This is a genomic window from Granulicella sp. S156, assembly GCF_009766105.1.
GTDB lineage: Bacteria > Acidobacteriota > Terriglobia > Terriglobales > Acidobacteriaceae > Granulicella.
The window spans coordinates 277659-289926 of record NZ_LMUH01000020.1; the positions used below are offsets into that span (position 1 = coordinate 277659).

Sequence of the window (12268 nt, forward strand, 5' to 3'; positions counted from 1 at the left end):
CGGCATAGTCAAACGAGTACGCCGAAAACTGCTGCTCTTCGTGCAGACGCACATCGCCATAGGTGAGTTCGGCGCCGGTCACCGGATCGCGCGACCACACGATGTCATAGATAGAGTCGAGGTCCTGCAGGAACTGCGCGATGCGCTCCAGCCCGTACGTGATCTCGCCCGAGATCGGGTCGAGGTCCATGCCGCCGCACTGCTGGAAGTAGGTGAACTGCGTGATCTCCTGCCCATCCAGCATCACCTGCCAGCCGACGCCCCAGGCGCCTCCCACAGGCCACTCCCAGTTGTCCTCTTCAAACTTGATGTCGTGCTCTTTCAGGTCAATCCCAATCGCCACCAGCGACTCAAGATATAGCTCCTGCACCCGCTCCGGTGGCGGCTTCAGGATCACCTGTAGTTGTGTGTGACGAAACAAACGGTTGGGGTTCTCCCCATAACGTCCATCTGCCGGACGCCGCGAGGGCTGCGCATACGCGATGCTGATAGGCTTCGGCCCCAGCACACGCAAAAACGTATCCGGAGACATCGTCCCCGCGCCGACTTCAAGGTCATATGGCTGTTGCAACACGCATCCATGCTCGGCCCAGAAGCGCTGTAGCGTGAACAGCAATTCTTGAAATGTAAGGGCCTTCTTCTTGTTTTCTACCTGAGGCATCTTTCGATTCTAGAGCAGTTCCGCCGTAACTGTAGAGCGAGCCACAGACGGGTGCCCCATCTGAGGTACTCTCTATACCACTGTCGAAACGACTTTAGCTTAGCGCCACCGCACTCCGTAACCGCCGCTCCAGATGCCTCTCCAGCGTGCCCACCGCAAACGCTCTCAGATCCGATGCACGCCCCTCCGGCCAGGCCTCCTCCGCAAGCTGTGGTAGCGACGACCGCGCAATCCTGTAGCTCTCCACCACCGATTCCGCTCTCAGCTCCCTGCTTCCCGCCCGGCGGTCGTCATGGCACGTCACGCCATCGCCCGCTGGAGACCACCACACCGTCTGCCCACGCAGATCGAGCCCGCAGACTGTGCAGTGCCCCAGCTCGGGCATCCAGCCCATCAGACGGTTCATCCACAGGCAGAAGTAGGTGACCGGCAGCCACACCCGGCCAGCCTCCATCGCTGTGAGCGTTGCCAGCGCGAGACGGAAGATATTGTCCTCGGGCGCAAGCTCCGGCATCGCCTCTTCGAGCACCTCCACCACAAGCTGCAGACCTGCGGTGCGTAGGTAGTCAATCGGAGCAGTCAGAGGCGACCACAGGATCTCAAAGTTATCGAGCCGCACCAACTCCTGCCGCGGACGCTCCGTATAGTGCGCGCGAACATGCGTCGCAGGTTCCAGCGCCCCACCAAAGCGGCGTCGGCTTTTCATGGCATGCCGCGCCACACCCTTGACCCTGCCTTGGTCGCGGGTAAAGAAGCTGATGAGCAGGTCCGCCTCATGAAACGGCCACGTGCGCAGCACAATCGCTTCTCCGTGGTGCGGTATGAGTCTTCCTTCAGCCATGCAGGTTCTATCGTACCGCTCGCCTTTTTGCTCTTGCCTTTCTTTCTGTCATTCCGAGCGTCGCGAGGAACCTGCTTCCTCCCGTTTTTCGTTTGCACGCCCAGAAAGCAAAACGCGCGACCCGAAGGCCGCGCGTTCAAATCCCAAAACCTTAGCGACCGAAGTGCGTCGCGTTCTTCTCCTGGAAGGAAACCCACTTATCCGGCAGGTCATCTCCGGCATAGATCGCCGAAACCGGGCACACCGGAACGCACGCGCCACAGTCGATGCACTCGACCGGGTCAATAAACAACTGCTCAGCCTCGCTGTGGTCGTTCTCGTCCTTCTTTGGGTGGATACAGTCGACCGGGCATGCGTCCACGCAAGCCGTGTCCTTCGTGCCGATGCAGGGTTCCGCGATTACATACGCCATGTCTCTTTGCTCTCCTTGGTCAACCGTCGACCGAATCTACAAAATATTAGAACTTGATTCTATCAACAAACTAGACCCATTTGAGGGCCTAAAGAAATTCACAACTCGGACTGAATCGGCCTTATTTATACGCTCCAACACGCGCATATGCCTCGCTCACCACACGTGCTATCTCCACTGGAAACAACCTTTCCTCCGTTGCCTTCAACTCTTCCAGCGTCCACCATCGCGCCTCCTGCATCAGCCGAATCTCGTCCTCGGTCACGCCGCACAACCGTGGCGCGGTGCGCTCACACCTGGCGGCAAAGAACACATCGTAGTTCCTCACCGTCTCTCCCAGATGCACGTAGCTTCCTCCGTGCTCCTCATGCACCGGCCCGGCAAGCGGAACTCGCAGCCCCAACTCCTCGAAGAGTTCGCGTTCAGCCGCTGCCCGATCATCCTCATGGGGCTCAACCTCGCCACCCGGCGTCACCCAGAAGGCAAACGGCCCGTCCTCACGCTGTGCCACAAATCGAATCAAGAGCACATCACCGGCAGGATCGAAGAGAAGCACCCGCGCCGACCGCCGCAAGCGAGCTTCCGTTGGATCTGTTTTCGGCGGGTTCATCACAAGCTACTCTGCGGCAGCCCGTCTCGCCGCGAACTCCGCCGGAGTAGGAATCGACCCCAAATTCTTCCCCGCAAACATGTCCTCGAAGAGCTGCAGCATCTCCCCATGAATCAGCCCATTCGTCGCCAGGACCTCTCGGCTGTCGAGTGTGAACTTGCCGCCGTCGAAGTGCGTAATCTTGCCGCCAGCTTCCTCCACCATCAGGGACCCAGCCGACGTATCCCACGGGTTGAGCTTGAACTCCCAGAAGCCTTCCAGCCGCCCGCACGCCACATACGCCAGATCGAGCCCCGCCGAGCCCGCGCGGCGCACGCCATGGGAGCGCAGCGTGAACTCCTGGTAGAAGTGGATGTTCGGGCTGCGATGCCGTTTCTGGCTCGGGAAACCCGTCGCCACCAGCGACTCCTGTAGCGTCTTCGTGGGCGAAGCATGGATCGGCTTTCCGTTGAGCTTGGCCCCTCCACCGCGCTCGGTAGAAAACATCTCGTCACGCAGCGGATCGTAGATCACTCCAGCGACCATCTCGCCATCCTCCGTTGCCGCCAAACCTTTAGCCCTGCGCTCACACCCCAGAATCACGCAGAACGCGGGAAAGCCATGCGCAAAGTTGGTCGTTCCATCCAGAGGGTCGATGTACCAGCGAAACTCGCTTTCAAGCGCCTGCCGGGTTCCCTCTTCGCCGTAGACGCCGTGATCCGGAAGCGCCGCACCCAGCCGAGCCACAATCAGCGCCTCACTGGCGCGGTCAGCTTCAGTCACCAGGTCGACGTCGCCCTTGTACTCCATCGCAACCCCGCGATGATAGAACTCGCGCAGCAACGCTCCGGCTTCGCGCGCAATAGACTCTGCAATCCCGACTAGTTCGGCCACAAACTCTCCCTGTTGACTTGTTGTGATGCTGCTCAGTTGGCGGCGGCTTCTTCGCGATTACCGCTGCGGCGAGTGCTCGCACCAGCATTCTCGGTAATCGTGCGTATATGCGCCTTGTAGATGAAGAGGTTGGGCTTGCCTTCCCGCGTAAGCCGCACCATCATGTCATCGAAGTACTCAATCCATCCACTGACGACTTCGCCGTCGCGCAATTTGACCGAGACCGGAACCTGCCGCTCGCTGAGCGATTTCAGGTAGAGCGCCTCCTGGCCTGTTTCGCCTGCAGGTAGCCCTTTATGATGCCGCTTTTTCGTCGTAGCCATAGCTTTGATTGTACGGCGACCGACGGTGTTAGCGGTTTGCGTAATAGGATGTGCGGTACCGCAGCGTATAGCGTGCACGCAGCGCAGGGTCTTTCAGTTGCAGTTGGATGTGCCGCAGATTACCGTCACCAAGGCTCTTCCGCGGCGCATAATAGCCCACTGTGTACTGCGTTCGCAGATCGTCGGACACATGTTGAAACGCCGGCGAGAGGTCGTGTTTATCTTCGACATAGTAATACTTGCCTCCGGTATCGCGAGCCAGCTGGATCAGCGCATGTTCGCCTCCGGTATTGCGTCCGGCATCGGCGGCCACAGGCACGATAATCAGCGCATAGATCATCGCCCCGGCACGCTGCGCCTGCTCCAGCGCCGTGTCGTAGCTGCCATGATGCGTCGTATTTTCTCCGTCTGTGATCAGCACGACAACGCGGCGCTGCCCGGCACTGGAAGGCGTCTCCGCCAGCCGCTGACTCGCCAGATACACCGCATCGTAGAGAGCCGTAGCATCGCCATGCTGAATGCGCCCCAGACCGCTATCGATCTTCTTCGCGTCGCTGGTAAAGGACACCAACTCGTCGACATCGTCCGCAAAGTCCATCAGGTCGATCTGGTCCTGCTTGCGCAGCAGCGACTCCATAAACTTCTTCGCAGCCTCGCGCTCCAGGTGTTCGTCATTGAAGACGCTCTCGCTGGCATCGATGGCCAGCACGATCTCCAGAGGCGTCGTAGATTCGCGATCGAAGTTAGCGATGCGCTGCGGCTTGCCGTCTTCGGCCAGTTCGAAGTCATCGATGGTCAGCCCCGGCACCGGCGCCCCATGCTCGTCCACAACATTGAGAGCCACACTGACCAGGCGGCTCTCCACATGAATCGTCGGAATCTCCGGATTATGTCGCTCGATAGGCGCACTCTGCTGCTGCACAGACGACAGTACCAGGGTAGAAGCCAGCGCGATGGCGGCCAGCCTCATCGTTTGGCCTCGGCAATCCCCTCAGGAAACGGCTCGCCATCGGCCCACACTGCCCCGTCGACGAACTGCTCACGCTTCCAGATAGGCACCGTCTTCTTGAGCGTGTCGATGACCCAGCGGCAAGCGTCAAACGCCGCACCGCGATGGGCCGAAGCCACAGCGATCAGCACACTCGTCTCACCGACCAGCAGCCTTCCCAGACGATGCACAATCGCCACCTCGCGCACGCCGAACTTTGCAATAGCCTGCACGCGCAGCTCGTGCATCTGCCGCAGCGCCATCTCCTCATAAGCTTCGTAGTCAAGATGCAGCGTCTGCCGGCCGCGCGTATTGTTGCGCACTATCCCATCGAAGACGCATACCGCTCCATCGGCTCCGGCCTTGATCTCACGTTCCATCGTCACAGCGTCGATCGGCCCCCGTACCAATTGGACGAGTACTTCCGAGCCACCGCTTACAGGCGGCAGAAGGGCCACCTCGTCCCCATCGCACAGCCCCTGATCCAGGCCGGCGTATTCATGGTTCACCGCAACCGCCGCCGACCGCAACATATCGTCCGCAACCACACCTTCATGACGCAACAACGCCAACAGTCCCGCGACCGACTCTCCCACACGCAGTTCACGCCACAACCCACCCTCAGGAAAGATCGTCTTCAGGGGGCCGAACGAAACCAGATGCACACGCATGGTGGAAGGACGCATCTCCAGAGAATACGTGAGTTCTTTGAGGTATACTCGCCGGGAAACTGCCCCCCGGGGTATCTCGTACAGGAGTTGGCCATGCTTAAAGGATTTCGCGATTTCATTCTGCGCGGCAATGTGATGGATCTTGCCGTCGCCGTCATTATCGGTGGTGCTTTTACCGCCATTGTTAAGTCGCTAACGGATAACCTCATCAGCCCACTTCTGGGTGCCATCGTCGGCAAGCCGAGCTTCGATCAATCCATCACCGTTCATGGTGGCCATTTCCTGTACGGTGCCTTCTTCACGGCAGTCATCAACTTCCTGCTGATCGCTGGCGTGGTCTATTTCTTCCTCGTGATCCCCACACAATACCTGATGAAGAAGTTCTATCCTGCCCCAGTTGCAGAACCGACAACCAAGGTTTGCCCGGAGTGCAAGAGCGACATCCCTCTAGCCGCCACTCGCTGCAAGTTCTGCGCACAGCCGGTCGCCGCCTAAGAGCCTGTTTCTCGCACCACCGACCAATCCGGGTGCCCCATCTTCGCGATGGCTTTATCGTCGCTAAGGTGGGCATTGATGCAGAGCGCTTCACAAACATTTGCATCACGCTCTGCATCAAGGTGGGCATTCGCGAAGCGAACCGCTCCAGCCCATCTTTGCTCTCCCTCAGGTTTACGTGGCAGACGACACGTGAAGTAAACAGATTCCCTTCCATTCGACTGCGCTCAGGACGAATGACAGAAACAAAGGCAACAGCACATCCCTACTTCGGAGAAGCCCTTCATGACTCGCTCTTTGTCGACCCTCGTTCTAGGCTCTTGCGCCGCCGCACTCTTCTCCTCCGCAGCTCTCTCCCAGACCCCCAAAGTTTTCGGCTACACCGACTTCTCCCAGCAGGCCAAATGGGACGCCACCTTCATGGCCGTTCCCGACGCAAAACTCGCCGGCGAACACCTCAAAATACTCACCGCCGAGCCCCACTGGGCCAGCTCTCCCGAGGACTACAAGACCGCGCTCTACGTCGCCGAAAAGTTCAAAGCCGCGGGCCTGCAGACCGAGATTGTGCCCTTCCGAGTGCTGCTGAACAAGCCGGTCAAGATTGTGATCGAGGCCTTCGACGCTCAGGGCAAGAAGCTCATGTCCGGCCCCACACCGGAGCACGTCGATCCCAAAGAATACGGTGGCGACCCCTTCCAGGACGATCCCCGCATCCTGCCTGCCTTCAACGGCTCCTCGCCCTCCGGCGACGTCACCGCCGAAGTTGTCTACGCCAACTACGGCACCCGCGAGGACTTCAAAAAGCTCGACGACCTGCACATCAGCGTCAAAGACAAGATCGTGATCGTGCGCTACGGCGGCAACTTTCGCGGAGTAAAGGTCTACATCGCGCAGCAGCACGGCGCCAAGGGCGTGCTCATCTACTCCGATCCGGCAGACGACGGCTACACCAAGGGAGATGCCTATCCTCGCGGGCCCTATCGCCCAGCCTCCGGCGTGCAGCGCGGCAGCGTGCAGTTCCTCCCCATCTATCCCGGTGACGCAGAGACTCCCGGCGTCGCCTCCACACCGGATCTGCCGGATTCGCAGCGCATCACCGACCCGGCCAAATGGAATCAGCCGTTGATCCCTGCAAACCCGCTCTCTTATCAGGACGCCTCGCCGATCCTTCAGCATCTCGACGGTCCCGCCTCGCCGCGCGACTGGCAGGGTAGCCTTCCCTTCACCTATCACCTCGGTGGCACAGCCTCCGTGAAGGTGCATATGCACCTCGAGCAGGACACTAAACTCCGCACGATCTGGGATGTCATCGGCACGATCCCAGGCGACGATACCAACGCCTGGGTAGTCGCAGGCAACCATCGTGATGCTTGGGTCTACGGCGCGGTCGACCCCAACAGCGGCACAGCAGCGATGCTGGAAACCGTGCATGGCCTCGGCGTCTTGTTGCAGCAGGGTTGGAAGCCGAAACGGACCATTATTTTCGGCAGCTGGGATGCCGAAGAAGAGGGCCTTGTCGGCTCGACCGAGTGGGCCGAAATGCACGCCGCAGAACTCTCCCACGCCGTCGCTTACTTCAATACCGATGTTGGCGTGGCCGGTCCGGACTTCGACGCCTCGGCCGTACCATCGCTCAAGGAGTTCGTCCGCGAAGTTACCCGCGCAGTCCCCAGCCCCAGGGGCGGCACCGTCTACGAGCAATGGCTGCAGGAGCAGAAGAGCGAACACGAGCCCTCCCGCCGTACAACCTCCGCTCACAAGGAGAGTGATCCCGAGGCCGCCGGCAGCGATGTACGCATCGGCACACTTGGCTCCGGCTCCGACTACACACCCTTCATCCAGCATCTGGGCGTGCCCTCCACCGACATCGGCTCCGGAGGCCCGTACGGCGTCTATCACTCGGTCTTCGATAACTACAACTGGTTCATCAAGAATGCCGACCCCACCTTTGTCTACGAGCAGCAACAGGCCCGCGTCTTCGGCCTCGAAGTGCTGCATATGGCCGACACCGATGTTCTGCCCTACGACTACAAGCTCTACGGCAGCGAGGTCGTGGGCTATCTTGCAGCAGCAAAGAGACGCTCAGCGGAGGCAAAGATGCCGGTTGACTTCAGTGCCGCTGACACCGCAGCCAAACGCTTCGCGGCAGCCGGCGCGCGAGCCTACGGCCTGCAATCCTCTTCAGGACAGGGGGCGGGCGTAGCCTCATTGAACGCGGCGCTCCGTAACGCCGAATCCGCACTGCTCAACGACGCTGGCCTTCCCAAACGCTCCTGGTACAAGCACACCATCTACGCTCCAGGTGAGTTCACTGGCTACGCGGCGGTAGTCATTCCCGGCGTCAACGAAGGCATCGACGAAGTCGACACCCCCCGTACCCAGGCGCAACTCGATGCCTTGGCAGCAGCCCTGAATCGCTCTGCAGCCATCCTCGAGGGCGCAGAGTAGCGCGCGTAATCTTGCATTTGCTTTTCTTTTTGTCATTCCCGTAGGGAATCTGCTTTTGTTCTTGCTGTTGCCTTTGTTTTTCGGAGTAGCAGTGGCCTTCAGGCCGCGGAAATAGGATGAAGTATTTCCTGGGCTTTAGCCCTGGGCTCTTTGCTGCCATAGGCAAGAACCTGGGACTAAATTCCCTTCTTCTAGATTTATTTCCGCGGCTTTTCGACCGCTGCTACGTCCAAAACAACAGCACTTTTTGAAGTTCTAAGGTGTACCCTACGGTCAGGAATGACATGGACACAAAACTGTACAGCACGACACTGCTGCAACAGGGTGAGCTAACACTCTCTGGGGACCGTCGCGTGCGCAGCCGCTGGGCTGCAGCATCGATCGTCCTGCATCTGTCCGTTCTTGGCGTCCTGCTCTACCACCGTCAGCCGCAACTTATCCCCAATCAACTTCCCGGCGAACTCACCGGCCACCGGCTGCTGCTCACCTATTCACCCGGCGAGAGTGCTCCGCCGTCTACCCTCAAGACGCAAAAGCAGCCTGCCAATAAGGCCGTAGTCCCTAGCCCCATACCTACCCCCACTCCGGCGCCCATCACCCCTTCTGCCGCCACCCCCTCCACAAGCACAGGAGCCTCTACCGGCGCCGACGCGCTCGGCCAGGGGGATACGACCCTCGCACTGGTAGTCGTCCACCCTTCCCCAAAGCCTGACCTGTCACAACTTCCTTCGGGCACACGTGGGGATGTAGTTGTCGATGTGGTCATCGACCAGACGGGGCGGATCGCAAAGTCATCATTAGCTCGCGGACTTGGACACGGCATCGATGAGACCGTCCTGGCAACCATCCAGCAATGGACCTTCCAGCCAGCAACACGCAACGGCGTCCCAGTAGCGAGCGAGCAGGAACTGCTCTTCCACTACGAACACGGCTAAAGCTGTTCTTGCCTTGCTGTTGTCGTTGCTCTTGCTTTTCTGGTTTGTCATTCCGAGCGCAGTGAGCGAACCTGCTTTCTCCCGTTTTTCTCCAATGCTGCCACAAACGTTATGCCCCAAAGCAAAGGCCCACGCGTTTGCGTGGGCCTCTATTTTTTCTACGCTCTACACTCCGCGTTAGCTCCGCAGCGCCATCTGCTCCGTCACAATCTGCGTCAAATCCGGCTTCTTCAAGCCATGGACCTCTTCATTGAACTTATCCACCTTGCTCGACCAGTTCATAGAGCAGAACTTCGGCCCGCACATCGAGCAGAACGCCGCTTCCTTGTAGTAGTCGTCAGGCAGGGTCTCGTCGTGCATACCACGCGCCGTATCTGGATCGAGCGACAGTGCAAACTGTTTGTCCCAATCAAAGGTATAGCGCGCATGTGAGATCGCGTCGTCGCGGTCGCGAGCCCCGGGACGATGCCGCGCAATGTCCGCCGCATGGGCTGCGATCTTGTACGCGATGATGCCGTCCTTCACATCCTTCTCGTTCGGCAGCCCCAGATGTTCTTTCGGTGTCACATAGCAGAGCATCGCCGCGCCGTGCCAGCCGATCATCGCCGCACCAATCGCAGAGGTGATGTGGTCATATCCCGGAGCAATGTCCGTAACCAGCGGCCCCAGCACATAGAACGGCGCGCCGTCGCAAAGTTCCACTTCCTTGTCGACCTGCTCTTTGATCTTGTCCATCGGCACGTGGCCGGGGCCTTCGATCATCACCTGCACGTCATCCTTCCAGGCCTGGCGCGTCAGTTCGCCCAGCGTCTTCAACTCTGCAAACTGCGCCTCATCGCTGGCATCGGCCACACAACCCGGCCGTAATCCATCGCCCAGGGAGTAGCTCACGTCGTACTTCGCCATCAGCTTGGTAATGCGGTCGAAGTTCTCGTACAGGAAGTTCTGCTTGTGGTGCGCGGTCATCCACTGCGCCAGGATCGCGCCACCGCGGCTCACAATACCGGTAATGCGCTTGGACACGAGGGGTATGTACTGCACCAGCACACCGGCATGGATCGTGAAGTAATCCACACCCTGCTGCGCCTGCTCCTCGATCACCTCGAGATACAGGTCAATGTTTAGGTCTTCCACCTTCTTCACGCGGCTGAGCGCCTCATACAGCGGAACGGTCCCGATCGGCACCGGCGAGTGGCGAATAATCTGCTCGCGAATCATCGGAATATCGCCACCGGTGGAAAGGTCCATCACCGTGTCCGCGCCGAAGTGGACGGCCGTATGCAGCTTGCGCAACTCCTCGTCCACATTCGATACCAGCGCCGAGTTGCCGATATTCGCATTGATCTTGCACAGGCTCTCAACGCCGATAGCCATCGGCTCCAGCTCGGGGTGGTTGATATTCGCCGGAATAATCATCGTTCCCTTGGCGATCTCGCTCCGCACGAGCTCCGCCGCAATCTTTTCCTTATGCGCGACGAAGGCCATCTCCTCGGTAATGAGGCCCTTGCGCGCGAAGTGCATCTGGCTCATGTTCCAATCGCCGGTGCGCGCCGCCTCTTCCTTGCGCTTGACGATCCAATCCTGGCGCGGCATCGGCACCGTGTAGTCGTTGCCGTGCGAGTGTCCATTGCCATTGCTGTGGCCGTTGCCGTTAGTGCTCATGTATCAAAATCCCCCACTCGGGAACGTGCGGATCTGTCCGCAGGGTGTAGTTCCCACTGTTATCGAATGAGTATACGCCGGAGAGAAACGGTCACCACATTCGGCTCGGGTACAAGCGCAAGGCCGAACGTTTCTAGACCTTTACTTAAACGGGGTAGAGGGATGTTGTTCTTGCTTTTCTGGTTGTCATTCCGAGCGCAGTGAGGAACCTGCTTTCTCCCGTTTTTTCGCTTATGTCGTCGAAAACTGCGATTCACCTATCGTGATGCCGAGATGTAAACTGAAGTTCCATGAGCCTGCAATACTCCATTGCCCTCGTGGGAGATTACGACTCCTCTGTGCCTGCCCATCAGGCCATTCCACTAGCACTCGATTTAGCTTCTACCCACCACGGCACCCGCTTCCACGCCACATGGGTTCCAACTGTGACCATTCAACAGGCCGAGAAGGATCTCGAATCCTATCAGGGTGTCTGGTGCGTTCCCGCGAGTCCCTACCAGAACACCCAGGGAGCCTTGTCGGCAATTCGGTTCGCCCGCGAGCGAAATGTCCCCTTCCTGGGGACCTGTGGTGGCTTTCAGCATGCCCTGCTTGAGTACGCACAAAATGTCCTGGGTATGATCGATGCCGCCCACGCCGAGATGAACCCGGAAAGTTCGCACCTGCTTATCGCACCGCTGAGCTGTTCGCTGGTGGAAACCCAGGCAGAGCTACTGCTGGAACCCGATAGCATTCTCAGCAGAAGCTATGGCACACCGAGAATCGTCGAAGGTTACCGTTGCAGCTATGGCCCCAATCCCGAATACGAGCACACGCTGTTTACCGGCGATCTTTGGGCAACTGCGCGAGGTCTCGAAGGAGAGGTGCGCGCTGGAGAACTCCGCAACCATCCCTTTTTTGTCGGCACACTCTTTCAACCAGAGCGCCGCGCCCTCAAAGGAGAACTACCACCCCTCGTTCGAGACTTCACAAAAGCTATCCTTGCGAACTAGTTTGCTCTTTATGTACCCACATCTGAAGCGTCATCCTGAGCGAAGCGTCTCGCATACTTTGCGAGACGCGCAGTCGAAGGACCCCGAAAGTCTCCACATTACCGATACAGTTCTAACCTTTTCTTCCACTGCTGATAGCTTGCGTCACGAAGTAGATGGAATCCATTCTGTACAAACCCAAATCCAAGCCCCAAAGGGGCGATATATACCAGCCTGGGGTGGAAGCATTCGGCGAGCGTCGTTTGCTCGCTGGATGCTGTAGCCCCAGGAAAGCGTCCAGAGATCTATCGAGCCCTTCTATGAGACGGCAGTTCAAGGTCAAGCGAAAAGTTATCCCAAGCTAGACATTATTAAGGA

Annotated in this window: 13 protein-coding genes; 4 read left to right on the plus strand and 9 right to left on the minus strand. The window is 58.9% G+C overall.

Annotated elements, in window-relative coordinates; all coding sequences use genetic code 11:
- From GSQ91_RS15805 to GSQ91_RS15840, 8 genes are all read right to left on the minus strand, one after another.
- A partial coding sequence (locus tag GSQ91_RS15805; protein ID WP_254064622.1) for a glycine--tRNA ligase subunit alpha occupies positions 1 to 661 on the minus strand: 661 nt, incomplete at its 3' end.
- A gap of 94 nt (positions 662 to 755) precedes the next feature.
- Entirely contained in the window at positions 756 to 1502 is a 747-nt protein-coding gene (recO, locus tag GSQ91_RS15810; RefSeq protein WP_158822723.1) for a DNA repair protein RecO, read from the minus strand.
- A gap of 151 nt (positions 1503 to 1653) precedes the next feature.
- Positions 1654 to 1914, minus strand: coding sequence for a ferredoxin family protein (locus tag GSQ91_RS15815; RefSeq protein ID WP_158822724.1), 261 nt, complete (start codon positions 1912 to 1914; stop codon positions 1654 to 1656).
- A 121-nt stretch (positions 1915 to 2035) separates the two neighbouring features.
- Positions 2036 to 2524, minus strand: coding sequence for an NUDIX hydrolase (locus tag GSQ91_RS15820; protein WP_158822725.1), 489 nt, complete (start codon positions 2522 to 2524; stop codon positions 2036 to 2038).
- Between the two features lie 6 nt (positions 2525 to 2530).
- On the minus strand, positions 2531 to 3397 hold the full coding sequence (locus GSQ91_RS15825) for an inositol monophosphatase family protein (RefSeq protein ID WP_158822726.1): 867 nt from the start codon (positions 3395 to 3397) through the stop codon (positions 2531 to 2533).
- A gap of 32 nt (positions 3398 to 3429) precedes the next feature.
- Complete coding sequence (locus GSQ91_RS15830; protein ID WP_158822727.1) at positions 3430 to 3720, minus strand: RNA chaperone Hfq; 291 nt, start codon at positions 3718 to 3720, stop codon at positions 3430 to 3432.
- 28 nt (positions 3721 to 3748) lie between these two features.
- Positions 3749 to 4690 (minus strand): VWA domain-containing protein, encoded by a 942-nt coding sequence (locus GSQ91_RS15835; protein ID WP_158822728.1) that lies wholly within the window; start codon positions 4688 to 4690, stop codon positions 3749 to 3751.
- Complete coding sequence (locus tag GSQ91_RS15840) at positions 4687 to 5379, minus strand: molybdenum cofactor biosynthesis protein MoaE (RefSeq protein ID WP_158822729.1); 693 nt, start codon at positions 5377 to 5379, stop codon at positions 4687 to 4689. Before GSQ91_RS15840 ends, GSQ91_RS15835 begins: the two co-directional genes overlap by 4 nt.
- A gap of 93 nt (positions 5380 to 5472) precedes the next feature.
- Here GSQ91_RS15840 and mscL point away from each other — a divergent pair, with 93 nt between their 5' ends.
- The 3 genes from mscL (at position 5473) to GSQ91_RS15855 (ending at position 9257) form a co-directional block, all read left to right on the plus strand.
- Positions 5473 to 5874 carry a large conductance mechanosensitive channel protein MscL gene (gene mscL / locus GSQ91_RS15845; RefSeq protein ID WP_158822730.1) on the plus strand — a complete coding sequence of 134 codons (402 nt, stop codon included), beginning with the start codon at positions 5473 to 5475 and terminating at the stop codon, positions 5872 to 5874.
- 285 nt (positions 5875 to 6159) lie between these two features.
- A complete protein-coding gene (locus tag GSQ91_RS15850) occupies positions 6160 to 8322 on the plus strand; it encodes a M28 family metallopeptidase (protein WP_158822731.1) in 2163 nt (720 codons plus the stop codon).
- Between the two features lie 284 nt (positions 8323 to 8606).
- On the plus strand, positions 8607 to 9257 hold the full coding sequence (locus GSQ91_RS15855; protein WP_158822732.1) for a TonB family protein: 651 nt from the start codon (positions 8607 to 8609) through the stop codon (positions 9255 to 9257).
- Positions 9258 to 9434: 177 nt separating this feature from the next.
- Here the strand turns inward: GSQ91_RS15855 and thiC are convergent, their stop codons facing one another.
- A complete protein-coding gene (gene thiC, locus GSQ91_RS15860) occupies positions 9435 to 10850 on the minus strand; it encodes a phosphomethylpyrimidine synthase ThiC (RefSeq protein WP_254064626.1) in 1416 nt (471 codons plus the stop codon).
- A 359-nt stretch (positions 10851 to 11209) separates the two neighbouring features.
- Between thiC and GSQ91_RS15865 the strand changes: the two genes are divergently transcribed.
- Positions 11210 to 11911, plus strand: coding sequence for a CTP synthase (locus tag GSQ91_RS15865; RefSeq protein WP_158822734.1), 702 nt, complete (start codon positions 11210 to 11212; stop codon positions 11909 to 11911).
- The last annotated feature ends 357 nt before the right edge of the window (positions 11912 to 12268 follow it).

Excerpts from the sequence above, each read along its gene's own strand:
- thiC (WP_254064626.1), bottom strand. The coding sequence starts at position 10,850 with ATGCCGCGCCAGGATTGGATCGTCAAGCGCAAGGAAGAGGCGGCGCGC.
- GSQ91_RS15850 (WP_158822731.1), top strand. The coding sequence starts at position 6,160 with ATGACTCGCTCTTTGTCGACCCTCGTTCTAGGCTCTTGCGCCGCCGCA.
- GSQ91_RS15815 (WP_158822724.1), bottom strand. The coding sequence starts at position 1,914 with ATGGCGTATGTAATCGCGGAACCCTGCATCGGCACGAAGGACACGGCT.
- GSQ91_RS15820 (WP_158822725.1), bottom strand. The coding sequence starts at position 2,524 with ATGAACCCGCCGAAAACAGATCCAACGGAAGCTCGCTTGCGGCGGTCG.
- GSQ91_RS15835 (WP_158822728.1), bottom strand. The coding sequence starts at position 4,690 with ATGAGGCTGGCCGCCATCGCGCTGGCTTCTACCCTGGTACTGTCGTCT.
- GSQ91_RS15840 (WP_158822729.1), bottom strand. The coding sequence starts at position 5,379 with ATGCGTGTGCATCTGGTTTCGTTCGGCCCCCTGAAGACGATCTTTCCT.
- GSQ91_RS15830 (WP_158822727.1), bottom strand. The coding sequence starts at position 3,720 with ATGGCTACGACGAAAAAGCGGCATCATAAAGGGCTACCTGCAGGCGAA.
- recO (WP_158822723.1), bottom strand. The coding sequence starts at position 1,502 with ATGGCTGAAGGAAGACTCATACCGCACCACGGAGAAGCGATTGTGCTG.
- GSQ91_RS15865 (WP_158822734.1), top strand. The coding sequence starts at position 11,210 with ATGAGCCTGCAATACTCCATTGCCCTCGTGGGAGATTACGACTCCTCT.
- GSQ91_RS15855 (WP_158822732.1), top strand. The coding sequence starts at position 8,607 with ATGGACACAAAACTGTACAGCACGACACTGCTGCAACAGGGTGAGCTA.
- mscL (WP_158822730.1), top strand. The coding sequence starts at position 5,473 with ATGCTTAAAGGATTTCGCGATTTCATTCTGCGCGGCAATGTGATGGAT.